This window comes from Novosphingobium indicum (assembly GCF_014645195.1).
GTDB lineage: Bacteria > Pseudomonadota > Alphaproteobacteria > Sphingomonadales > Sphingomonadaceae > Novosphingobium > Novosphingobium indicum.
Genome location: NZ_BMLK01000006.1, coordinates 89,354 through 110,186 on the forward strand (window position 1 = coordinate 89,354; position 20,833 = coordinate 110,186).

Sequence of the window (20,833 nt, forward strand, 5' to 3'; positions counted from 1 at the left end):
GGGGCCTATTCCACCGGACGGCGGGAATCGAGCAGGTCCTTGTCCGCTTCCGGCCCCTCCTTCCGCTCTTTCTCGACCATTTCGGCGATCACGGCATCGGGGGCGATGCGCTCGCTCGGTTCCTCGACCTTCGCGGCTGCCACGGGTCGCTTAGGCTCGGCGGGTGCAGCGGCATCGGTGACGTTGCGCAGCGGCAGCGGCATGTTGGGATCGAAGCGCAAGCGGTAGATCGGCTCGGGCAGACCGAAACCGGCGGCTTCCAGCGTGTTCTTCACCGCCGGGATGGCCTTGCTGCGCGCCTTGTACCAGTCCGCCTGATCCTGATCGACCCAACCCAGGAATTTGATGACGATGTTCGAATCGCCGACCTGCTCGACCCGCGCACTGGGCGGCGGTTCGTCGAGCACGAAATCGAGCTTGGTGAGGGCTTCCACGCCCAGGCGCCGCGCCATGGTGGGATCGGCGTCGGCATCGATGCCGAGTTCGAATTCGAAGCGCCGCTGCGGGTTGCGCGTGTAGTTCAGGATCACGGCCTTGAAGACCATGCTGTTGGGAATGCGCAGGTGGTTGCCGTCGAGCGTCATCAGCACCGTGGCGCGGCTGGTCAGGCGGATTACGCGGCCTTCGTAGTGATCGATCACTACCCAGTCGTTGGCGCGGAAGGGCTGGCGGACCGAGAGCATGATAGAGGCGACGTAGTTCTCGATCGTGTCGCGCATGGCAAAGCCGAGCGCGATGCCGACGATGCCCGCGCCGCCCAGCACCGCGCCGAGCAGTCCGCCCGCACCGACCATCTGCAGCGCGATGACGATGCCGCCGATCACGAACACGAAGCGGATCGCGCTGGAAATCAGTTCGGAGAGGAAGGTGTTGGGCGCCAGCCGCCGCCACAGCCATGTCAAGGATGCCAGCACATAGCCGATCAGCGCGATGATCGCCGCGACCACCAGCGCGGCCGCGATCAGCGGCAGCATCTTCACGAAGTTCGCGGCCTTGTCCGAAAAGCCGCCGAGCGACTGGACGCTGTCCTCCACCGAGAGGCTGCGTTCGATGCCGTTCTCGACCGTCACCACGCCGACGATGCGGGAGGCGATCTGCTCGGCGCGGCCGATGTCCTCGGGGGTGGGGACCTTGCCGTCGAGCGTCACGACGCCCTGCCGCACCGAGACGGTGACGTTCTGCAGCGCGGGGACGGCGGCGAAGATGCCCTCGATGCGCCGCGCGATCCGCTCGTCAGCTCCTTCGACGCTGGTGTCGCCGATGGTCTGCGCCGGGGTGGGCGAGGCGGCAGGTTCGGCAGGCGGATCGGGAAGGAGCGCTGCCGATGCGGGCAGCGCGACCAGCCAGAGCAGGAGCGCTGTTGCCAAGGCGCGAAGAACGCGCATCGCCTTGCTGCCTACCGGTCCCACGCTCAATCCTCTGCCTTGCCCTGTGCTTAGGGGTGAAGATGGTGGCGTTCGGACCTCCGTGTCAAACCGAATGGAGGCCCGAACGCCGGACTGTACACCTACCGCCCGTTGGCGGCCATGTGTACGCGGTATTCGCCTTGCAGTTCGAGCATCCAGCCGGGGTATTCGGCGGGAAGGGCGCTGACGGAATCAAGCATCACCAGTTCGTCCTCGGACAGGCGCACGTCGGCCGCCGCGAGGTTGTCGGCAAGTTGGTCGGGGCGTTTGGCGCCGATGATCACGCTGGTCACCGCCTGCTGGTGGAGCAGCCATGCAAGCGCGATCTGCGCGACGCTCACGCCATGCGCTTCGGCAATCGGGCGCATGGCGTCGACCACCGCATAGCCGCGGTCGCGGTTCACCGGCGGGAAGTCGAAATTCGCGCGGCGGCCATCGGCGGACTTCTCGTCCTCGCGGCTGTACTTGCCCGAGAGAAAGCCCCCCGCCAGCGGGCTCCAGACCATCAGCCCCATGCCCTCCGACTTCAGCATCGGCACGACCTCGCGTTCCAGATCGCGCCCGGCCAGCGTGTAGTAGGCCTGCAGCGAGAGGATCGGGGCGAGCTGGCGCGCTTCGGCAATGCCGATGGCCTTGACGATCTGCCACGCCGCCCAGTTCGAAAGCCCGATGTAGCGGACATGACCGTGCTGCACGAGCGTGTTGAGCGCCTCGAGCGTCTCGACCAGCGGCGTGGCCGGATCGAAGCCGTGGATCTGGTAGAGGTCGATGTGGTCAAGCTGCAGCCGCTCCAGACTGGCCTTGCACTGGTCCATGATGTGCTTGCGCGAGGCGCCGCGGGCATTGAGGCCTTCGCCCATCGGGCCGAGCACCTTGGTCGCGATCACCAGATCGTCGCGATCGAGCCCGAGGTTGCGGATCGCCTTGCCGAGGATGCGCTCGCTTTCGCCGCCCGCGTAGACATTGGCGGTGTCGATAAAGTTCACGCCGGCATCGACGGCGTTCTTCACCAGCACGTCGGCCTCATGCTGCCGGAGCTGGCCGATCTGCCCCCACATGCCCTCGCTACCGCCGAAGGTCATGGTGCCAAGGCACAGTTCGGAAACGAAAAGGCCGCTGGGGCCGAGTTGACGGTATTGCATGGGACGCTCCTTTCATGCGGGGGGATGCTGGCCAGATAGGCAGCGCCCGGCGGGCCTGCGACGCATATCCTCGCAAACTCTTGCCCGATTCTCTCAGGGCAACGTTCCGGCCCTTTCGCTGTTCCGGCCATGGGGTAGAGTGAGGCATGACGGATTCCCCTCTCGACCGCCTCAAGGCCCTGCTGCTGCGCCAATGGGAGCGCTTCGGCCGCCAAACGCCGCTCGAAGGGCTTGGCATCATGGTCGAGCAGCAGCCATCGGAGCTGATCCATTCGGTCTACCGCGCCTCGTTCTGCGGCGTGCTGCAGGGGGCGAAAGTCAGCTTTCTGGGCGAGAGGGCCTATCGCTACGACCGGGGCAAGTGCCTGATCGCCTCGATGGACCTGCCGGTGACGGCGCGGATCGTCGAGGCCAGCCCGGACAGGCCCTACATGGCCTTCAGCCTGGCCATCGATCCGGCCACGATCGCCGATCTGGTGCTGGAAGACGGGCAAGGCGGGCAGGGCACCGGGCCCGCCGCCTCGCTGACCACGGTGGCCGTGGGCGAACTGGACGAGGGCTTGCTCGATCCGCTCGCCCGGCTGTTCGCGTTGCTGGACAGCCCGCGCGATCTGGCCGTGCTGGCACCGCTGATCCGGCGCGAGATGGTCTGGCGGCTGCTGGGCGGTCCGCACGGCGCGATGCTGCGCCAGATCGGGCTGGCCGACAGTCGCATGGCCCGGATCGCGCGGGTGGTGAGCTGGATCCGCGACAACTTCGACCAGCCACTGCGCGTGCCCGATCTGGCCGCGCTCGCCGGGATGAGCCCTGCCAGCTTCCACCGCCACTTCCGCGCCGCGACGGCGATGACGCCGGTGCAGTACCAGAAGCAGATCCGCCTGCAGGCCGCCCGCCGCATGCTGCTCGCCGACGGGGTGGAAGTCGCCTCGGTCGGCTATGCCATCGGCTACGAAAGCCCCTCGCAGTTCAGCCGCGACTACCGCCGCCTGTTCGGCGAACCACCGGGGCGCGATGCGGCGGTGATGCGCTCGGGGATCATGGTGGGGGTTGAGGGGTAGGGGCGGGGCATTCACCGTTGAGCAGCGATTTTCCCGCACTCACAATCCGGCATATGCGTTATGACTGCGTCTGGGACTTTCCGGTCGGTCCGATTCAGTGCTCCGTTAGCCGGATAGCCGACGCTCCCACCTCAAGGCGCTGACGTCAGTTGCCGCCAACATAGCCGGAGTTCGATCGGCGATTGGGAGCGCCTGAAAGCTGCGGCACCTTCATCAAGTGTTACCGGGCCGCTTTAAGTGAGAATGGCGATCCTCGATAGAGGTTCGCTAACTTGCGGGATCGTCCATAATGACTGATATTTTTTGGGGAATGATCTACTGCATCGATCACGACTGCGCCGCCATGGTGAAGTGCCACACAAGAACAGAGGTGAAACCAGTTGTGTATCTGTCAAGGGAACGGGCGTACAATTGATTTGGCAACGCATAAGTCGGCTCTTCAAGGCGGTGTGGGATGGTCGTCCGATGGATCAGGCCCGACCTGTAATCGACATTACCTGCTCGATGGTGACAATGTCTGAAGTGGCTGATCCCAACCGCCACATTCGTGAATATCTGAGCTACTACCTTAGCCTTTCGAGCCCGCCTGGCTATGCAGTAATGATTCGCGGGCCGTGGGGTATCGGCAAGACATTCCTGATCCGTCAAATCCTCGCCCAGCTCTTCGATGACGAGAAAGCATATATTTACGTTAGCCTCTACGGCGTTGATGCCCCCTCTGAAATTGACACGGCCATCTTTGCCGCGACCCATCCGATTTTGGGGTCGAAGGCTGCGAAAGTTGTTGGACGGGCACTGAACGCAGGCTTGCAATTCAAGGGGATTGAAAACCCGATAACGATCCAAGATTTCGAACGCAGGACCACCGGTGCGATCTACGTCTTCGACGACATCGAGCGATCGTCGATGTCGTCTGACGCCATCTTCGGTTACATCAATCAATTCGTGGAGCACTCAGGGTGTCGAGTTATCCTCGTCGCCAACGAAGCAGAACTAGAGAGCTCAGACGGCTATCGCCGCAAGCGGGAAAAGCTGGTCGGACAGACCTTGGAAGCCAAGTCTGCGGTGCGGGGCGCGCTTTCTGCATTTCTCGTCGACGTGGCACATGCTGAGGCGCGCGATCACCTTAGATCGGTCGAGAACCATATCGTCGAACTTTACGAACAGGGCGAGGTCAATAACCTACGGGTTCTCAAGCAGACCCTTTGGGACTTCGAACGGTTCTATCAGGCTATTGAGCCCCACCATCGACAGCACGCCAGAGCAATGCTGCATATCCTGCGCCTGCTCTTCGCACTCTCGTTTGAGATCAAGCTTGGACGGTTGAATGCTGGGCAGATCAGAGGTCGTAAAGATCACTGGATCACGGCGATGATGGATAGCAACGAAGATGCTCCAATAAAGTCTTCCTTTGAACGCTATAAAGGGATCGACTTGAGCGACACGACTTTGTCAGACGAGCTTCTGATCGAGTTGCTGGTCAATGGCGTCATCGACGAGTTGTTAATCAAGCGCGATCTGGATAGCAGTGCCTGGTTCTTGGAGCCGGCTGATGAGCCATCCTGGCGCACGATATGGCATCGTTTCGAACGAGATGACGGCGCAGTCGTAGAAGCCATCGGAATGCTGCAACGTGAACTGGCCAAGCTCCAATATCGCGATCCAGGTGAAATCCTGCACATTTTCGGCATGATGCTGATGATGACCGATGTCAATCTTCTCGAAGGTGACCGTGACAGCGTCGTCGAAAGCGCAAAGACTTATATCGTCGCCTTACGCGAACGAGGTGAATTGCCCCCCCTTAACGCAAACTCGTTCATGGAGAATAGCAGGCACGGTGCGTGGGGAGGTCTCGGTTTTATCGATGTGGGATCGGAATACTTCCGGGAAATCTACGGTTTCCTCGATGAGCAGCGGCAGCTAGCGAGTATCGAGCGGTTACCTGCACTCGCAGCACGTCTGATGGACGAGCTAGGCGAAGATCCAGACCTGTTTTGCCGACGCCTTGTGGGGCCTGGCGGAGAAGGATCGGACTTGATCGAAGGGCCGGTTCTCAGAGAGATCGACCCTGCCGAATTTCTTGCGGCTGTCCAGCATCAACCAGCGCTGGTAGAATGTCAGGTGTTTCAGTGCCTCGCCTCACGATACAATCACGGCGCATTAGGCCGTGAGCTTGAGGACGAGCTGCTTTGGGCGAAATCCCTGCGCGACGCGATGCTTAAGCTTGCCGAAGCTTCGGAACCGGTGCGCCGAAACAAGCTCACCATTTTTGCGGAGTGGTTCGGCCAACATATTCCAGATGACAGCGCGGAAGCTGAGGGAGCGACATAGGTAGTTTGGGTTGGCGGCCACTTCAGTCCAGTACAGATCTGTACAAGTGGCTGCTTTTCACTGACCTTCTCGCTGATTCCGGAAAGACCGTTTCGTCCAACATGACGGACTTGATGAGGACCAGAGCATTCCCATGATGGGGACAAAAATTGGCAACTGAACGACCGACAATGGTCGGGAGCCGACATGGTGGGGGTGGCAGCCATCTTCACGTTTCGGCTCTGAACCGGACATTCCTCAACTGGCCCATTCATGAGATCACCAATCGCGCCCAACGCTGCCAAGTATGGGGAGCGCGAGGGCGATGGCCCTCGCATTCATCTTCTTTCCCGCCATTTTCCTACTCAGCCAACCCCTGCCACACTGCGCGCGGCATCTGTCTTGCCGTGCTCTTTGAACTGTTCAGATCCTTCCTTCGGGCCCTCGCGGGGGTGAGAAGTTACGCACCGTGCAGGGATATGAAAAACAAGGCCTTTTTCGAAGTCTTCATGGCTGGAGTGGGCGAAGTTTGAAAATTGAAGTCTGCGGGCGGCTGGCCACGAAAAAGCCCCCTCCCGTTTCCGGAAGGGGGCCTTCGAAAGACTGGCTTTTCAGCCGTCAGGCAGGGGGCTCAGCCGAGGCCCTGCTTGGTCATTTCCTTTTCGAGGTTCTCGACGATGGCCTCGAAGAACTGCTCGGTGGTCATCCAGCTCTGGTCCGGGCCGATGAGCAGCGCGAGGTCCTTGGTCATCTTGCCTTCCTCGACGGTCTCGATGCAGACGCGCTCGAGCGTTTCGGCGAAGGCCGTCACGTCCGGGGTGCCGTCGAACTTGCCGCGATAGGCGAGGCCGCGGGTCCAGGCGAAGATCGAGGCGATCGGGTTGGTCGAGGTCGCCTTGCCGGCCTGATGCTGGCGGTAGTGGCGGGTGACGGTGCCGTGAGCCGCTTCGGCTTCCACGGTCTTGCCGTCGGGCGCCATGAGGACCGAGGTCATCAGGCCCAGCGAGCCGAAGCCCTGCGCGACGGTGTCGGACTGGACGTCGCCGTCGTAGTTCTTGCAGGCCCAGACGAACTTGCCCGACCACTTGAGCGCCGAGGCGACCATGTCGTCGATCAGGCGGTGCTCATAGGTGATGCCGGCTTCCTTGAACTTCTCGGCGAAGCCTTCGCTGTCGAACACTTCCTGGAACAGATCCTTGAAGCGGCCGTCGTAGGCCTTCATGATCGTGTTCTTGGTCGACAGGTACACGGGCCACTTGAGGTTGAGGCCGTAGTTGAACGAGGCGCGGGCGAAATCGCGGATCGAATCGTCGAGGTTGTACATCGCCATCGCGACGCCGGCGCTCGGGAAGTCGAACACGTCGAGGTCGATCTTCTCGCCGTTCTCGCCGTCGAACACCAGGCGCAGCTTGCCGGGGCCCGGGATCAGGGTATCGGTGGCGCGGTACTGGTCACCGAAGGCGTGACGGCCGACGACGATGGGGTCGGTCCAGCCCGGAACCAGGCGGGGAACGTTCGAGATCACGATCGGCTCGCGGAAGACGACGCCGCCCAGGATGTTGCGGATGGTGCCGTTGGGCGACTTCCACATCTTCTTGAGGCTGAATTCCTCGACGCGGGCTTCGTCGGGCGTGATCGTCGCGCACTTCACGGCAACGCCGAATTCCTTGGTGGCGTTGGCTGCATCGACGGTGATCTGGTCGTCGGTCTCGTCGCGCTTCTCAACCGAAAGGTCGTAATACTTCAGGTCGATGTCGAGGTACGGGAGAATGAGACGTTCACGGATCCACTGCCAGATGATCCGCGTCATTTCATCGCCGTCCATCTCGACGACGGGATTTACAACCTTGATCTTTGCCATTCGGATAGCTCCCCTGGGGATGAGAATTTGGGCGTCTCTTAGGCACGCCGATTGCGCTTAGCAAGGCAAGTATCGGCTTTACAGGCCGGGTTGGGGCGGCCAGCCTGATACAAATCGCAGGGAGGAAGGATCGAATGAGCGAAGAGGTCTTGGTCGAGGTGCGCGGCGGCGTGCTGGAAGTGACGATCAACCGGCCCGCGCAGCGCAACGCCATGACGAAGGCGGCGGCGCAGGCAATCGCGGCGGCGATGGACCGGCTGGACGCAGAGGCGGAGCTGCGCTGCGCGATCCTGACAGGGGCAGGGGGCACCTTCTGCGCGGGAATGGACCTCAAGGGGTTCCTGCGCGGGGAACTGCCGGTCGACGAGCGCGGCGGGTTCGGTGGCATCACGACGTGGACGCCGAACAAGCCGGTGATCGCAGCCGTCGATGGCTACGCGCTGGCGGGCGGGATGGAACTGGCCTTTGCCTGCGACCTCATCGTCGCGCACGAGGATGCGAAGTTCGGCATCCCCGAAGTGAAGCGCGGCCTCGTCGCGGCGGGGGGCGGGGCGGTGCAGCTCCCCCGGATGCTGCCGCGCCCGCTGGCGATGGAACTGGCGCTGACGGGCGATCCGATGGGTGCGGTGCGGGCGCATGAGCTGGGCATGGTCAACCGCGTGACCAAGGGGCCGGCCATCGAGGGGGCACGAAACCTGGCCGAGACGATCGTCGCCAACGGTCCGCTCGCGATCATGGCCACCAAGGGCATCGTGCGCGATTCGTGGCTCTGGCCGGTGGAGGACATAAACACGCACCAGAACCCCTACGTCGCCCACATCTTCACCTCGGAAGACGCCAAGGAAGGCGCGCAGGCTTTCGCGGAGAAGCGCAAGCCGGAATGGAAGGGGCGCTAGAAAGCAGAAAACCCGCCGTTTGCGCGGCGGGTTTTCAGGGAATGGTGGGCGTAGCAAGGATTGAACTTGCGACCCCTACGATGTCAACATAGTGCTCTACCACTGAGCTATACGCCCATTCCATTCGAGCGTCCGGCGGGGCATCCCGCTCGGAGGACTGGCCCTTTAGCGTCGTGATCTTGCCGATGCAAGCCGCTTTGGCAGGAAAATTTCCGTCAGAGCTGCGCGTGGGCGCTGAGGCCGAAAACGCGCTGCACTTCCATCACGATATCGCGCAGGTGGAAGGGCTTGGAAAGAACCTTGGCCTGCGGTGCCTCGCGGCTGGCGCGCAGGGTGACGGCTGCGAATCCGGTGATGAACATGACCTTGGTCATTGGCGATACTTCGGCGCAGCGCTGGGCCAGCTCGATGCCGTCCATTTCGGGCATGACGATGTCGGACAGCAGCAAGTCGAACTCTTCGGATTCGAGATAGGGCAGGGCTTCGCTGCCCCGGTCGACCGAGACCACATCGTACCCGGCGTTCTCAAGGGCCCGCGCCAGATAAGTGCGCATGGCCTGATCGTCTTCGGCAAGGAGGATGCGGATCATCGCGTCAAAATCCAATTCATTGCGTGCTAGTGCGACTGTGTTCTGAGCAGACCCATAACCGTTCCTCCGTTAATTTTCTCGCCCGGATTTCAGATTGACCGGTAACGGGACGCTTTGACTCGACAAGATGAAACGGCCAGCTTTGTGACCATGGTCGAAACCCGAGGTGAGAGTGATTCGCAGACGGAGCGTGGCGGATGGATTCCCGGCGCGCCGGGGCTGCCCGCCTTCACGCTGCAGGCTACCGAGCCATCGGCCGTCCCGGTTCTGATCGCGGTACCGCACGGCGGCAGGGCTTACCCGCGCGCTCTTCTCGACGACATGCGTCATTCGGAAAGCGTCGCGTTGCGGCTGGAGGATCGCTACGTCGATCACCTGGCGCATGGAATTGCACGCGAGACCGGGGCCAATCTGCTGGTCGCCAATGCGCCAAGGGCGATGGTCGATCTCAACCGGGCGCCCGACGATGTCGACTGGGACATGTTCCTGCGGTCGGAGCGTCCTTCGGGGCCTCTGGGGCTACCGAGCCGCCGGGTCCGCAGTGGCCTTGGTGTTATCCCACGCCGGCTGCCGGGCATCGGCGAACTTTGGCGACGGCGGTTCCGGCAGGAAGACTTGAAGGGGCGGATCGATGGAGTCCACCGGCCCTATCATGCAGCTCTGGCCGATGCCTTGGTTGCTCTGCGAGAACGATGGGGTGCGGCTTTGCTGATAGACCTGCATTCGATGCCGCCCCTGCAGGGCCGGATCGGCGCAGCGGGACCGCAAGTTGTCATAGGCGATCGTTTCGGTGCGACGTGTCACGGCAGTGTAGTCGCCACAGCCTTTGCCCAATTGGCCGCGTTCAGGCGGGAGGCAGCGCACAATCGTCCTTATGCAGGCGGCTATGTGCTCGAACGCCATGCCGATCCGCAAGCGGGGGTTCACGCCTTGCAGGTTGAAATCGACCGCAGTCGCTACCTCGATGCTGACATGGTCGAACCGGGCGCCGGTATGGCCGCAATGATCCAGGATCTGAGTGTACTTGTCCGCCAGTTGGCAGCAGTGGTGTCCGACCTGGGTCAGGATTCGAGCGACAGAGAGTGGCCGCTGGCGGCGGAATAGCGCGCTTTTCGCATCCGATCGCTACCGCACATAAAAAACCACCCCGCGCTATGCGCGAGGTGGCCAAGGTTCAGGGAGGAGGTGCACGATGTGCACCAACCTGAACGGGCCATGAGGGTAGCGCCGATCAGGCATAGCCAGCATACGCATGCCTGATCTGACATTCAAGAGATTCGTTGATGCAAAATGAGGGCTCTTTGTCCAGCCCTGCTTTGCGTTCTTAAAAAGATTGGGCGGAAGTGTGACAAAATAGCAATAACTTCCGCGCTATCTTTATAAATCAAACGTTTGCGACAGGCTGGGGCATCTTGCCCTGCGCCATCTGGCGTCCGAAAATGTCGCGAACGAGTTCAAGCGAGAACAGGTGGGCGTAGATCAACGGCAGCATGCCGTTCTGATTCCACTGGCGCAGAACGTCGCCGCGTACTTCGCGCAGCTTGTTCTCGTCGATCATCTGGAAGCCGCGATAGTTGAACGGCTGGCCGTTGCCGGTGTCGATGTTCAGTTCACCGTCCATCAGCAGGTCATGCTTCTTGAGTTCGGCCATGAAGTTGGCGGTCTTGTTGCCGGCAACCTCGAAGTTTTCGCAGAACTTCAGCATGTTCTTGGTGGCGTCGGTCGGCTCCGAACCCGCGAACAGGGCTTCGCCTTCTTCGATTTCACCCACCAGATCGCTGGACGGGTCGACACAGAGCGAAAGCTCTTCCGCTTCCGGGCGCAGCTTGGCAAGCATGAAGGGGTAGCGACGGGCGTACGCCGGAACGTAGACCGGAGTATTCAGCGTGCCGTCCTCGTCGACGAAAACGTTGATGCCTTCGTTCATGCCCATGAGGGCGAGAGGGATCGGATTGTCGCCCGAAGTGAAGATAATCGGGAAATTGCGCTGCGCCTGCGGGAACTCTTCGACGGTCAGCGGAATGGAATTGACGCCCACCAGCCAGGTGGCCTTGTCAGTGGAGCGGGTTTTCCAGTTTGCGTGCTGCTGCGAATTGAGCGGAATGAGGTCCTTGTAGAACAGGGGCAGGGCAGGATTTTGCGGCGCGGTCGCCATTTTGTACTCTCCGCGAGATAGGGCTCTTGAAAAACGTGGCGTCGCTTTAGAGGCTGGCTCCGAACCGCGCAAGCACGGTGCCTTTGCGGTTCGGGGATTGCTGTTGCCAGAGAAGCGCTGGAGTCAAAACCTCAAACCAGCTTTCCCGGATTGAGCAGGCCTTGCGGGTCGAGGGCGTTCTTGACGGCGCGCAGCATCGACAGGGCGACCGGATCGCCGAGTCGGGCCAGTTCGTCCCGCTTGACCTGTCCGATGCCGTGCTCAGCACTGATCGATCCGCCCCATTCCGTCACCAGATCGTGCACGCGGCGGCTGATCGCCTTGCCTTCGTTCTTTTGCCAGGCAGGCCCGTCGGTAACGGTGGGGGCTATGATGTGGTAATGGACATTGCCGTCGCCCAGGTGTCCGAAGGCAACGGCTTCCGTGCCTGGCCACTCTGCCTCAAGCATTGGGACGGTCGTCTCCACGAAGTCGGGCATCTTCTCGACCGGTACGGAAATGTCGTGCTGAACCGCCGGGCCGCGTTCGCGCTCGGCTGGTGCCACCGATTCGCGCAGGAGCCAGAACGCCTCCGCCTGTGTTTCGCTGGTGGACAGGACGGCGTCGTCGACCAGATCCTTGTCGAAGGCCTCGGCCATCATCGTCTCGCATCGCTCGCGCAAGGTTGCCGCAGACGCGCTGTCGGCTACCACTTCGATGAGTACATGCCAGGCGTGTCTGCCTTCCAGAGGCGCGCGTGCTGCGGGCAGATGAGTAAGGACGGCATCGAGGCATGCCTGCGGCATGACTTCGAAGCCCTCCAGAGCGTCACCGGCCATGTCCTCGCAATGGAGCAGCAGGCTGCGCGCGATGCCGAGCGAGGGTAGGCCTGCCCAGATCACCACGCGGTCCGCCAGTGCGGGAACCAGCTGCAGAGTGGCTGCCGTGACGATGCCCATCGTGCCTTCCGAACCGATGAGCAGTTGCTTGAGGTCGAAGCCGCGGTTGTCCTTCTTCAGCGGTGTGAGCATCGAGTACACCTGCCCATCCGGCAGCACGGCTTCGAGGCCGAGAACGAGCGCGCGCATCGATCCATGCCGCAAAACCTGGCAACCACCCGCATTGGTGGAGATCAGGCCGCCAACCGTTGCGGAGCCTTTGCCACCCAGTGTCAGAGGAAAACGCAGGTCTTTCTCTTCGACGGCTTCGTGCAGTGTCTGGAGCACGACCCCGGCTTCGCAGGTCACCCGGCGCGCTTCGACGTCGATCTCCCGGATCGCATTCATGCGCCGCATCGAAAGGAGAATGGCATTGCCCGTCTCGTCGGGGGTGGCGCCGCCCGACATGCCGCTGTTCCCGCCTTGCGGCACGATCGGTACGCCATGTGCCGCGCACAGCTTCACGAGCTGGGCGAGTTCTTCGGTGCTCGCAGGCGATGCCATTGCGCATGCCTTGCCGGTGTAGCGGCCGCGCCAGTCGGTAAGCCAGGGGGAAACAAGCTCCGCGTCGCGGGTCAGGCCGCGCGGCCCCAGGATGGCGGCGGCTTCGTCCAGAAATACGTTTGAAGTCATCATGCAGGCCCTATGGCACAGACCGTGGAGCGTTTCATCCCACGAAGCTGTCGAGTTAAGCGACGGTTCAAGCTCTTGTCGTAAGGCAGGGACAACGGCATGGCCGTATTCCGGGGACCCACTGAAGAATGAATCTCGCTGCCGCACTTCTCTATCCGATTGCCCTGCTGCTGCCTGCGGCCGGGGCGGTCGATAGCGACTCCCAAGCGGACGAGCCGGTGGTGGCGTCGGAAACCGAGACGCCAGCCCCGCACTATGTCTGGCCCGATTTGCCGCCGCAGGTGCTGATGCCGCGACGGCCTTTCTCCGTGCGCATGTTGCAGGATGTAGAGCCGCGTCCGGGCTGGCAGGTGCATATCGAGCAGCGCGTGCAGATCCGCATTTCGCCGCGTGGCCGGGCGCCGCGACCGCAGGACATGTTTGTCGGTATCCCCGATGGCGACTTCAGCGTACATTTCACCGAACGAAAGATTGGCAAGTGCCTCGCGATTACGGACATCGCCGGTGTCCATCCCGATCGGGGCAATCGTCTGATGCTCTATTTGCGGGATCGAAGGTTGATTGCGGCGGAGCTCGAACGGTCCTGTCGGGCGCGAGATTTCTATTCGGGTTTCTATCTCGCGAAGACGTCGGACGGAAATCTCTGCGTCGATCGCGATACCTTGCTCTCGCGTAACGGAATGAACTGCAAGCTGACGCGAATTCGCCAGCTCGTCGAGACAGATCGCTGATTCGTGCACGCCAGACTGGCGGGATTTCCTTGACTTTAGTGCCCTTGTCCGCATAGGGCGCGCGCAATCGCACGTCGGGTTCCTATGGGATGTCAAATTCCCGCGCGGATCTGTAAAGTGTGGCCACCTCTGATTTTCCGGAAATTTACTGCCTATGAGTTTTGCCGATCTCGGCCTGTCTGACGAATTGCTGCAAGCGGTGGAAGCCGCAGGCTATACCGAACCGACTCCGATCCAGGCACAGGCGATCCCGCCGGTCCTGATGATGAAGGATCTTATCGGCATCGCGCAGACCGGTACCGGCAAGACCGCCAGCTTCGTGCTCCCCATGATTGATATTCTTGCGCACGGTCGCCGTCGCGCGCTGATGCCGCGCTCGCTCATCCTCGAGCCGACGCGCGAACTCGCGGCTCAGGTGGCCGAAAATTTCGAGAAATACGGCAAGAACCACGACCTCAAGATGGCGCTGCTGATTGGCGGCGTGCAGATGGGCGATCAGATCAAGGCACTGTCCGAAGGCGTTGACGTGCTCATCGCCACGCCCGGCCGATTGATGGACCTGTTCGAACGCGGCAAGATCCTGCTGACCGGCTGCGAACTGCTCGTGATTGACGAGGCGGACCGCATGCTCGACATGGGCTTCATCCCGGACATCGAAAGCATCTGCGCCAAGCTGCCGACCAATCGCCAGACGATGCTGTTTTCGGCGACGATGCCGCCGCCGATCAAGAAGCTGTCGGACAAGTTCCTCTCCAATCCGAAATATATCGAAGTTGCACGTCCGGCGACGACGAACATCAATATTGTGCAGTACAAGGTCCCGGTAACGGCCCGCAAGAAGCGCGAGATGTTGCGTCACCTGCTACGCACGGACAATGTGTCGACGGCTATTGTCTTCTGCAATCGCAAGACCACGGTGCGTGAACTGGCCAAGAGCCTCAAACAGCACGGTTTTGGTGCTGGCGAGATTCATGGCGACATGGATCAGTCCTCTCGCATCGGAGAGCTTGATCGTTTCAAGGCTGGTGAGATCAATATCCTTTGCGCCTCGGACGTCGCTGCGCGTGGTCTCGATGTCAAAGGCGTCAGCCATGTTTTCAACTTCGATACGCCCTGGCATCCGGACGACTATGTTCACCGTGTCGGCCGCACTGGTCGCGGCGGGGCCCGCGGACGTGCCTTCACGTTCGTTACTCCGGAAGATGCAGAAGCTGTCCAGAACGTTGAGAAGCTGACTGGCGGTGAGATACCGCTGTTCGAGTTCTCCGGAGAGCAGCCTGCCGAGGCTGCTGAAGCTGTCGAGGAAAAGCCAAAGGCACAGCGTCCCCGGCGAGCCAGGAAGGACGAGGGCGCAGAGCGTGCCGAGGCCGCTCCCCGCCAGGAAGCCAAGGAAGCGCGTTCGGAAGAGCCGCGCAAGGAACGTCGTCCGCGTCGCTCCCAACCCGAGCCGGTTGACGATGGCTGGAACGGTCCGGTCCCCGAATTCCTTCACGTTTCCGCTCTCGTCTGAACGAATCACCGCGACAAGTCACAGCTCTGGCCGTTAGGCTGGAGCCATGACTTCAGCCGCTGTTCATCCCCGCATTTCGGTCAGCGTGGTTTCGGCCATGCGCTGGCCCGTTGCCCGGACCCTCGATTTTCTTTCCGGCCTTGGCGTAGGCGCCATATCGCTGACGACTGCACGGCTTGGCGATCCGCCGGATGAGGTGATCGACCTGGTTGGCGGGAGCGGTATGAAAGTGGCGTCTGTCGGAACCGGCGGTGCCTCGCTGATCGATGATGCCCAAACAACGCTGGGCCATCTGCGCCCGCTGATCGACGCGGCGGTCGCTTTGAACTGCCCTTCTGCCTTCACTGTATCCAGGCCCGCGCCCGAGCGCATGCCGACCGACGAAGCGTTTGATCGTCTGGTCGCGATGATGGGGCTCGCCAATGGCTATGCGATCCAGTCTGGCGTGCGGCTGGGGGTGGAGCACAACTCCATCGCCAATCGCGAACTCGGTTTCGTGAGTTCGCTTGCTGCTGCCTGCGAACTGGGCGTGCGCGCTGACCTCGGTGTGGTGGTGGAACTGCAGAACTGCTGGCACGAGCGCGATCTGCCGCGACTGTTTCGGGAACATCACGAAAGATTTCTGATCGTCAACGTCAGCGACTTCAAAGTCGGCGAGGATCTGAAGTTCAATCGCCGCGTGCCCGGCGATGGTTCCATCCCGCTCGAATGGCTCATTGGCGAACTTCTCGATGCAGGCTACTGCGGGTACTTCGACATCGAGTTTCTCGGTCCGGCTATCGAAGCAGAGGGATACGAGACGGCAATCGCGCGCAGCGTGGAGTGGCTGGCCGAACGGCTGACGCGCTGGGGCGTCTAGTCGGCCACCTTCACGAAGCTGTCGAGTACGCGCTTGCGGCCGGATTTCTCAAATTCGATTTCCAGCTTATTGCCTTCCTGCTCGGCAATCGTGCCGTAACCGAACTTCTCATGAAACACGCGCGCGCCAATGGTGAGGTCGGTGCGCGGTTTGGCGGCAAAGCTGGCGGCGCTGCGCGTGCTTTCGGTGATGCGGCGCGGTTTGGGATCGAATTCCTGCCGGGCTGCCCGTTGCCAACCGGGACCGCGTGTAATGGTACGGGCAGGCTGCGCGCGAGCGACATCGGCGAAGGGATCGGCATGTTCGGACCACTGCGCCCGCCAGAGCGACGCACCGCCGGTCAGCGTCGTTTCGCTGTCGACGTGGTCGTCGGGCAGCTCGGCAATGAAGCGTGAGGGGATCGAACTGGTCCACTGGCCATAGATGCGGCGGTTCGCGGCGTGCAGGATCGTGCATTTCCGGCGCGCGCGAGTAATTGCCACGTAGGCGAGCCGGCGTTCCTCTTCGAGGCTGGCGAGCCCGCCTTCGTCGAGCGAGCGCTGCGAGGGGAAAACGCCTTCCTCCCAGCCGGGCAGGAAGACGTGGTCGAATTCCAGCCCCTTGGCGGCGTGCATGGTCATGATCGTGACCTTTTCCTCTTCCGAGGCGGCCTCGTTGTCCATCACCAGGCTGACGTGTTCGAGGAAATCGCCTAGGCTCTCGTATTCCTCCATGGCTCTTGCGAGCTCGGTGAGGTTTTCGAGACGGCCTGCAGCTTCGGCGGTCTTTTCCGCCTGCAGGGCATCGGTGTAGCCGCTTTCATCGAGCACCGTGCGTATCAGATCGGCCGGGTTCTCGGTCTTCTCGAGATCGCGCCAGCGGGCGAAGTCTCGCATCAGCGAAAGGAACGTGTTGCGCGCGCGCGCAGGCAGCTCGTCGGTGTCGATGATCTCGATCGCGGCTGCCGCCAGCGGGATCGACCGGCGCCGGGCGAGCAGGTGCAGCTTTTCGAGTGCCTTGGCGCCAAGGCCGCGCTTGGGCGAATTGTAGATGCGTTCGAACGCAAGATCGTCGGCCGGCTGGGCGATCACCCGAAGATAGGCCAGCGCGTCGCGAATTTCCGCACGTTCATAGAAGCGGAAACCGCCGATAATCCGGTACTTGAGGCCGATACTTATGAACCGGTCTTCGAACTCGCGGGTCTGGTACTGCGCGCGTACGAGGATGGCGATCTGATCGAGCGGGGCGCCTTCGCGTTCGAGCCGCTCGATATCGTCACCCACGCGGCGGGCTTCCTCTGGGGCATCCCACACGCCGATGACGCGCAGCTTGTCGCCGGGGTGCTTTTCGGTCCACAGCGTCTTGCCGAGGCGCTGGCTGTTCTCGTTGATGAGGCCGGAAGCGGCTGCGAGGATCTGCGGCGTGGAGCGGTAGTTCTGTTCCAGACGGATGACCTTGGCGCCCGGAAAATCCTTTTCAAACCGCAGGATATTGGCAACTTCTGCGCCGCGCCATGAATAGATTGACTGGTCATCGTCACCCACCACGCAGATGTTCTGGCGGCCCTGCGCGATCAGGCGCAGCCACAGGTACTGGACTTGGTTGGTGTCCTGATACTCGTCCACCATCACGTATTTGAAGCGCTGCTGGTACTGCTCCAGAACCTCGCGATTGGTGCGCAGGATGTTGAGCATGTGCAGCAGAAGATCGCCGAAGTCGCAGGCGTTCAGGGCCTTCAACCGGTCCTGATAGAGACGGTAGAAATGCTGGCCCTTGCCATTGGCATAGGCCTCGTTCTCGCCGGCATCGAGGTCCTCCGGGTTGAGGCCGCGGTTCTTCCAGCGATCGATGCAGCCTGCCAGCTGGCGCGGCGGCCAGCGCTTTTCGTCGAGCCCTTCCGACTGGATGAGCTGCTTGAGCAGGCGGAGCTGATCGTCGGTGTCGATAATTGTATAGTTGGATTGCAGTCCGACCAGTTCGGCGTGACGGCGCAGCATCTTGGCCGCAATCGCGTGAAACGTGCCCAGCCACGGCATGCCTTCCACCGCAGGCCCGATCAGGTGCCCCACGCGCTCGCGCATCTCGCGCGCCGCCTTGTTGGTGAAGGTCACGCACAGGATCTCGCTGGGCCAGGCAAGCCGGCTGCGCACGAGGTTCGCCAGCCGCCGGGTGAGCGCCGATGTCTTCCCCGTTCCCGCTCCGGCCAGCATCAGGACGGGGCCTTCGGTCGTCAAAACGGCATCGCGTTGCGGCGCGTTCAATCCGCCCAGCAAAGGGTCTTGGGCATTGGTGGGCAGGGGGGATTGCAGGTCGTTCACCCGCGAACAACTAGGGAACGGACAGACGCTGCGCAAGGTCGCTTCGTCGCAAGTGGGGAAACATTGGCGGTGTCGGTTCGTCGAAAGGGCGACACGACAATCGACAAAGGAGAGAGATCCTATGCGCAAACTTCTACTGAACGGCGCCGCCGTGTTCGCCCTGGCAGCAGCCCCCACGGCGGTGCTGGCCCAAGGCTTTATGGCCACGGATACGTCCGGTGCAGCCATGCCTTCGCAGGCGACGGCCGAGGCGCCAGTGCTCACCGCGGAACAGCAAGCCGCGTACGATGCCTGGGCTGCCGATCTGCAGTCCGACTACGACGCATGGCCGAACGAATACAAGGTCTACTACTGGACGCTGACGCCCCAACAGCAGAAGGGCTACTGGGCCCTGACGCCGGACCAGCGGGGCCGGATCTACGACATGACGCCCGAACAGCGAAAGCTGGCATGGCAGTCGGTCGTTCAGCAGCTGGCGGGACAGACCCCCACGACGCCGCCGGGACAGGCCAACCCTCCGGGCAAGGGCATGCCGACGAAGGGCGTGCCTGCTCCCAAGACGGCAAGCCAGGATGTGCCGCCAGCGATGCCGGCTGACGAAAGCTATCAGGGCGGACCCTACAAGGGCGCACTGACCCCGCCCCCGGCTTCGGCCATGAACAAGGACTATCCGGTCTGCAGCAAGGACATTCAGGATAGCTGCCGCAATCCCGGCAGTATCTGACTTCGTTTACAATCTGCGACGAGGATGGGCGCCAGCTGATGGCGCCCATTTTCCTGTGATCTGTCAGGTGTGGCAATTTTCTCAGGATCGCCCTGCAGGGAACTCGGGTGAACCGGCCAGATGCAGGGTTCCTAGGCCGCTTCTCCCGACGTGTTCTGGATAAGGGCGCCGGCTTTGGGTAACCCTTTGCGTATGCGCCTCAGGCTTCGCGGCGCAGAATGTGGATACGGGCCTTGCCGACGTCGCGGGTCGCTTCAGCCACGAAGCCCTTTATCGACACGGATTCCTGCTTGGCCGTCTCCAGGCTGACCCAAGTCGCCTCTCCGATCCAGCCAAGTCGCGCCAGCTTGTCGATTGCGACGCTGCCGGCACCGGTCTCGTACGGCGGGTCGAGCAGCACCAGATCGAGCGGTTCCTTACCCGCGCCCATGGCCATCACGGAGCTGGTCCTCACATCCGACCGCGACTGGGCATTGAGATTGGCAATGTTGCGGCGAATGGCCCGAATCGCTGCCGGGTCCTGATCGACGAAAAGACAATGCGCTGCCCCGCGCGAAAGCGCCTCCAGTCCGAGCGCACCCGATCCGGCAAACAGATCGGCGACCTTGAGCCCCTCGAAAGTGCCGAGCCGGCTGGTGAGCATCGAAAACAGCGTTTCGCGCGTCCGGTCGGCAGTCGGCCGGGTGGCGTCGCCTTCGGGAGCGGCCAGCTTCCGGCCGCGCCACTCGCCGGCGACGATGCGCATTCCCGCGTTGGCGCCTTTTCTCATGCCTTAGCGCCGCCAAGCGTACGGCGGAAAGCCTCCAGATCGCGCGTGGCGATCTCGACCGCGCTGCCTTTGGGTAGCTCGTCGAGTGCGAAGGGACCGTAGCCCACACGGATAAGGCGGCTGACCTTGAGGCCCAGGTGTTCGAGAACACGGCGCACTTCGCGGTTCTTGCCCTCGGTCAGCGTCATTTCGATCCACTGATTGCGGCCGGTCTTGCGCTCCATGTTGGCGTTAATCTTGCCGTAGCGCACGCCGTCGATCTCGATGCCGTCGATCAGGTCCTCGAGTTGCTTCTGGGTGACATCGCCAAAGGCCCGTGCACGGTACGTGCGCGGAACGCCGGTAGCAGGCAGCTCGAGCTGGCGCTTGAATTCGCCATCGTTGGTGAGCAGCAGCAGTCCCTCGGTACTGAAGTCGAGGCGACCCACGGGCATGACGCGCCCGGCTCCGGCAGGCAGGGCATTACGCAGGGCGGTATAGATGGTCGGCCGCCCGGCCGGATCGCGTTCGGCGGTGATCAGGCCTGCGGGTTTGTGGAAGGCGAAGAGACGCGTGGCTTCCGCTTCCTTAACCGGCTTGCCGTCGACCGTAACGCCGTTCAGGCTGGTGAGCACTGTGGCGGGCGTCTCTATCAAATCCTCGCCCAGCCTCACGCGCCCTTCCGCGATCATTCGCTCGGCTTCCCGGCGGCTGGCTACGCCCGCGCGGGCGAGCAGCTTGGCGATCCGGTCTCCTTCGCGGTCTTTGGGGCGCGGAGGGGGCGCAGGCGCCTTCGATGCGGAGCTTGCGGAGCGGGGTTTGCCGGTCTTGCTGGCGCCACGCGGCGGGGCACCGCGGCTGGGGCCTTGCGAGGGGCGCCCCTGAGAAGGGCTGCCGCGCCGTGAGCCGCCCGATTTGTGAGGTGGTTTGGACATTTGCGGCGCCATACCTGTTGATCGCGGCTTCATCCAGCCTTCCCATCGCTTCGTGCGACGC

The 20,833-nt window shown here is 62.3% G+C and carries 17 protein-coding genes and 1 tRNA gene; 8 read left to right on the top strand and 10 right to left on the bottom strand.

The window, feature by feature from the left end:
* Positions 1 to 5: 5 nt before the first annotated feature.
* Both IEX64_RS07565 and IEX64_RS07570 read right to left on the bottom strand, forming a co-directional pair.
* Positions 6 to 1,385, bottom strand: coding sequence for a mechanosensitive ion channel family protein (locus tag IEX64_RS07565; RefSeq protein WP_188819051.1), 1,380 nt, complete (start codon positions 1,383 to 1,385; stop codon positions 6 to 8).
* A 122-nt stretch (positions 1,386 to 1,507) separates the two neighbouring features.
* Positions 1,508 to 2,548 carry an aldo/keto reductase gene (locus IEX64_RS07570; RefSeq protein ID WP_188819052.1) on the bottom strand — a complete coding sequence of 347 codons (1,041 nt, stop codon included), beginning with the start codon at positions 2,546 to 2,548 and terminating at the stop codon, positions 1,508 to 1,510.
* Between the two features lie 146 nt (positions 2,549 to 2,694).
* On the opposite strand from IEX64_RS07570, the gene IEX64_RS07575 reads away from it, so the two are divergent.
* Positions 2,695 to 3,606 (top strand): AraC family transcriptional regulator, encoded by a 912-nt coding sequence (locus IEX64_RS07575; RefSeq protein ID WP_188819053.1) that lies wholly within the window; start codon positions 2,695 to 2,697, stop codon positions 3,604 to 3,606.
* Between the two features lie 465 nt (positions 3,607 to 4,071).
* The gene (locus IEX64_RS07580) at positions 4,072 to 5,937 is read left to right on the top strand and encodes a P-loop NTPase fold protein (protein ID WP_188819054.1); all 1,866 of its coding nucleotides are present in this window, start codon (positions 4,072 to 4,074) and stop codon (positions 5,935 to 5,937) included.
* 610 nt (positions 5,938 to 6,547) lie between these two features.
* Here the strand turns inward: IEX64_RS07580 and IEX64_RS07585 are convergent.
* Positions 6,548 to 7,777, bottom strand: coding sequence for an NADP-dependent isocitrate dehydrogenase (locus IEX64_RS07585; RefSeq protein ID WP_188819055.1), 1,230 nt, complete (start codon positions 7,775 to 7,777; stop codon positions 6,548 to 6,550).
* Between the two features lie 134 nt (positions 7,778 to 7,911).
* On the opposite strand from IEX64_RS07585, the gene IEX64_RS07590 reads away from it, so the two are divergent.
* Positions 7,912 to 8,673 carry a crotonase/enoyl-CoA hydratase family protein gene (locus tag IEX64_RS07590; protein WP_188819056.1) on the top strand — a complete coding sequence of 254 codons (762 nt, stop codon included), beginning with the start codon at positions 7,912 to 7,914 and terminating at the stop codon, positions 8,671 to 8,673.
* A 42-nt stretch (positions 8,674 to 8,715) separates the two neighbouring features.
* On the opposite strand, the gene IEX64_RS07595 is transcribed toward IEX64_RS07590, so the two are convergent.
* Both IEX64_RS07595 and cpdR read right to left on the bottom strand, forming a co-directional pair.
* Positions 8,716 to 8,790 (bottom strand) — tRNA-Val (locus IEX64_RS07595).
* A gap of 98 nt (positions 8,791 to 8,888) precedes the next feature.
* On the bottom strand, positions 8,889 to 9,263 hold the full coding sequence (gene cpdR, locus IEX64_RS07600; RefSeq protein WP_188819057.1) for a cell cycle two-component system response regulator CpdR: 375 nt from the start codon (positions 9,261 to 9,263) through the stop codon (positions 8,889 to 8,891).
* Between the two features lie 150 nt (positions 9,264 to 9,413).
* On the opposite strand from cpdR, the gene IEX64_RS07605 reads away from it, so the two are divergent.
* Positions 9,414 to 10,367, top strand: coding sequence for an N-formylglutamate amidohydrolase (locus IEX64_RS07605; protein WP_188819058.1), 954 nt, complete (start codon positions 9,414 to 9,416; stop codon positions 10,365 to 10,367).
* 280 nt (positions 10,368 to 10,647) lie between these two features.
* On the opposite strand, the gene IEX64_RS07610 is transcribed toward IEX64_RS07605, so the two are convergent.
* Both IEX64_RS07610 and IEX64_RS07615 read right to left on the bottom strand, forming a co-directional pair.
* Entirely contained in the window at positions 10,648 to 11,418 is a 771-nt protein-coding gene (locus IEX64_RS07610) for a SapC family protein (protein ID WP_188819059.1), read from the bottom strand.
* A 131-nt stretch (positions 11,419 to 11,549) separates the two neighbouring features.
* Positions 11,550 to 12,971, bottom strand: a complete 1,422-nt coding sequence (locus IEX64_RS07615) for an FAD-binding oxidoreductase (protein WP_188819060.1) — start codon at positions 12,969 to 12,971, stop codon at positions 11,550 to 11,552.
* Between the two features lie 125 nt (positions 12,972 to 13,096).
* On the opposite strand from IEX64_RS07615, the gene IEX64_RS07620 reads away from it, so the two are divergent.
* The 3 genes from IEX64_RS07620 (at position 13,097) to IEX64_RS07630 (ending at position 16,068) form a co-directional block, all read left to right on the top strand.
* On the top strand, positions 13,097 to 13,699 hold the full coding sequence (locus IEX64_RS07620) for a hypothetical protein (protein WP_188819061.1): 603 nt from the start codon (positions 13,097 to 13,099) through the stop codon (positions 13,697 to 13,699).
* A gap of 154 nt (positions 13,700 to 13,853) precedes the next feature.
* The gene (locus IEX64_RS07625; RefSeq protein WP_188819062.1) at positions 13,854 to 15,209 is read left to right on the top strand and encodes a DEAD/DEAH box helicase; all 1,356 of its coding nucleotides are present in this window, start codon (positions 13,854 to 13,856) and stop codon (positions 15,207 to 15,209) included.
* 46 nt (positions 15,210 to 15,255) lie between these two features.
* A complete protein-coding gene (locus IEX64_RS07630) occupies positions 15,256 to 16,068 on the top strand; it encodes a sugar phosphate isomerase/epimerase family protein (RefSeq protein WP_188819063.1) in 813 nt (270 codons plus the stop codon).
* Here IEX64_RS07630 and IEX64_RS07635 read toward each other — a convergent pair.
* On the bottom strand, positions 16,065 to 18,365 hold the full coding sequence (locus IEX64_RS07635) for an ATP-dependent helicase (RefSeq protein ID WP_188819064.1): 2,301 nt from the start codon (positions 18,363 to 18,365) through the stop codon (positions 16,065 to 16,067). The two genes, IEX64_RS07630 and IEX64_RS07635, sit on opposite strands and share 4 nt — an antisense overlap.
* Before the next feature lie 121 nt (positions 18,366 to 18,486).
* On the opposite strand from IEX64_RS07635, the gene IEX64_RS07640 reads away from it, so the two are divergent.
* Positions 18,487 to 19,089, top strand: coding sequence for a hypothetical protein (locus IEX64_RS07640; RefSeq protein WP_188819065.1), 603 nt, complete (start codon positions 18,487 to 18,489; stop codon positions 19,087 to 19,089).
* A 199-nt stretch (positions 19,090 to 19,288) separates the two neighbouring features.
* Here IEX64_RS07640 and rsmD read toward each other — a convergent pair whose 3' ends face one another.
* Positions 19,289 to 19,834, bottom strand: a complete 546-nt coding sequence (gene rsmD, locus IEX64_RS07645) for a 16S rRNA (guanine(966)-N(2))-methyltransferase RsmD (protein ID WP_188819202.1) — start codon at positions 19,832 to 19,834, stop codon at positions 19,289 to 19,291.
* Between the two features lie 20 nt (positions 19,835 to 19,854).
* The gene (locus tag IEX64_RS07650; protein ID WP_188819066.1) at positions 19,855 to 20,772 is read right to left on the bottom strand and encodes a pseudouridine synthase; all 918 of its coding nucleotides are present in this window, start codon (positions 20,770 to 20,772) and stop codon (positions 19,855 to 19,857) included.
* Positions 20,773 to 20,833: the final 61 nt, after the last annotated feature.

What these genes read in the sequence shown, in the direction of transcription:
- IEX64_RS07565 (WP_188819051.1), bottom strand. Translation starts at nt 1,385, where the DNA reads ATGCGCGTTCTTCGCGCCTTGGCAACAGCGCTCCTGCTCTGGCTGGTC.
- IEX64_RS07570 (WP_188819052.1), bottom strand. Translation starts at nt 2,548, where the DNA reads ATGCAATACCGTCAACTCGGCCCCAGCGGCCTTTTCGTTTCCGAACTG.
- IEX64_RS07575 (WP_188819053.1), top strand. Translation starts at nt 2,695, where the DNA reads ATGACGGATTCCCCTCTCGACCGCCTCAAGGCCCTGCTGCTGCGCCAA.
- IEX64_RS07580 (WP_188819054.1), top strand. Translation starts at nt 4,072, where the DNA reads ATGGATCAGGCCCGACCTGTAATCGACATTACCTGCTCGATGGTGACA.
- IEX64_RS07585 (WP_188819055.1), bottom strand. Translation starts at nt 7,777, where the DNA reads ATGGCAAAGATCAAGGTTGTAAATCCCGTCGTCGAGATGGACGGCGAT.
- IEX64_RS07590 (WP_188819056.1), top strand. Translation starts at nt 7,912, where the DNA reads ATGAGCGAAGAGGTCTTGGTCGAGGTGCGCGGCGGCGTGCTGGAAGTG.
- cpdR (WP_188819057.1), bottom strand. Translation starts at nt 9,263, where the DNA reads ATGATCCGCATCCTCCTTGCCGAAGACGATCAGGCCATGCGCACTTAT.
- IEX64_RS07605 (WP_188819058.1), top strand. Translation starts at nt 9,414, where the DNA reads ATGGTCGAAACCCGAGGTGAGAGTGATTCGCAGACGGAGCGTGGCGGA.
- IEX64_RS07610 (WP_188819059.1), bottom strand. Translation starts at nt 11,418, where the DNA reads ATGGCGACCGCGCCGCAAAATCCTGCCCTGCCCCTGTTCTACAAGGAC.
- IEX64_RS07615 (WP_188819060.1), bottom strand. Translation starts at nt 12,971, where the DNA reads ATGATGACTTCAAACGTATTTCTGGACGAAGCCGCCGCCATCCTGGGG.
- IEX64_RS07620 (WP_188819061.1), top strand. Translation starts at nt 13,097, where the DNA reads ATGAATCTCGCTGCCGCACTTCTCTATCCGATTGCCCTGCTGCTGCCT.
- IEX64_RS07625 (WP_188819062.1), top strand. Translation starts at nt 13,854, where the DNA reads ATGAGTTTTGCCGATCTCGGCCTGTCTGACGAATTGCTGCAAGCGGTG.
- IEX64_RS07630 (WP_188819063.1), top strand. Translation starts at nt 15,256, where the DNA reads ATGACTTCAGCCGCTGTTCATCCCCGCATTTCGGTCAGCGTGGTTTCG.
- IEX64_RS07640 (WP_188819065.1), top strand. Translation starts at nt 18,487, where the DNA reads ATGCGCAAACTTCTACTGAACGGCGCCGCCGTGTTCGCCCTGGCAGCA.
- rsmD (WP_188819202.1), bottom strand. Translation starts at nt 19,834, where the DNA reads ATGCGCATCGTCGCCGGCGAGTGGCGCGGCCGGAAGCTGGCCGCTCCC.
- IEX64_RS07650 (WP_188819066.1), bottom strand. Translation starts at nt 20,772, where the DNA reads ATGTCCAAACCACCTCACAAATCGGGCGGCTCACGGCGCGGCAGCCCT.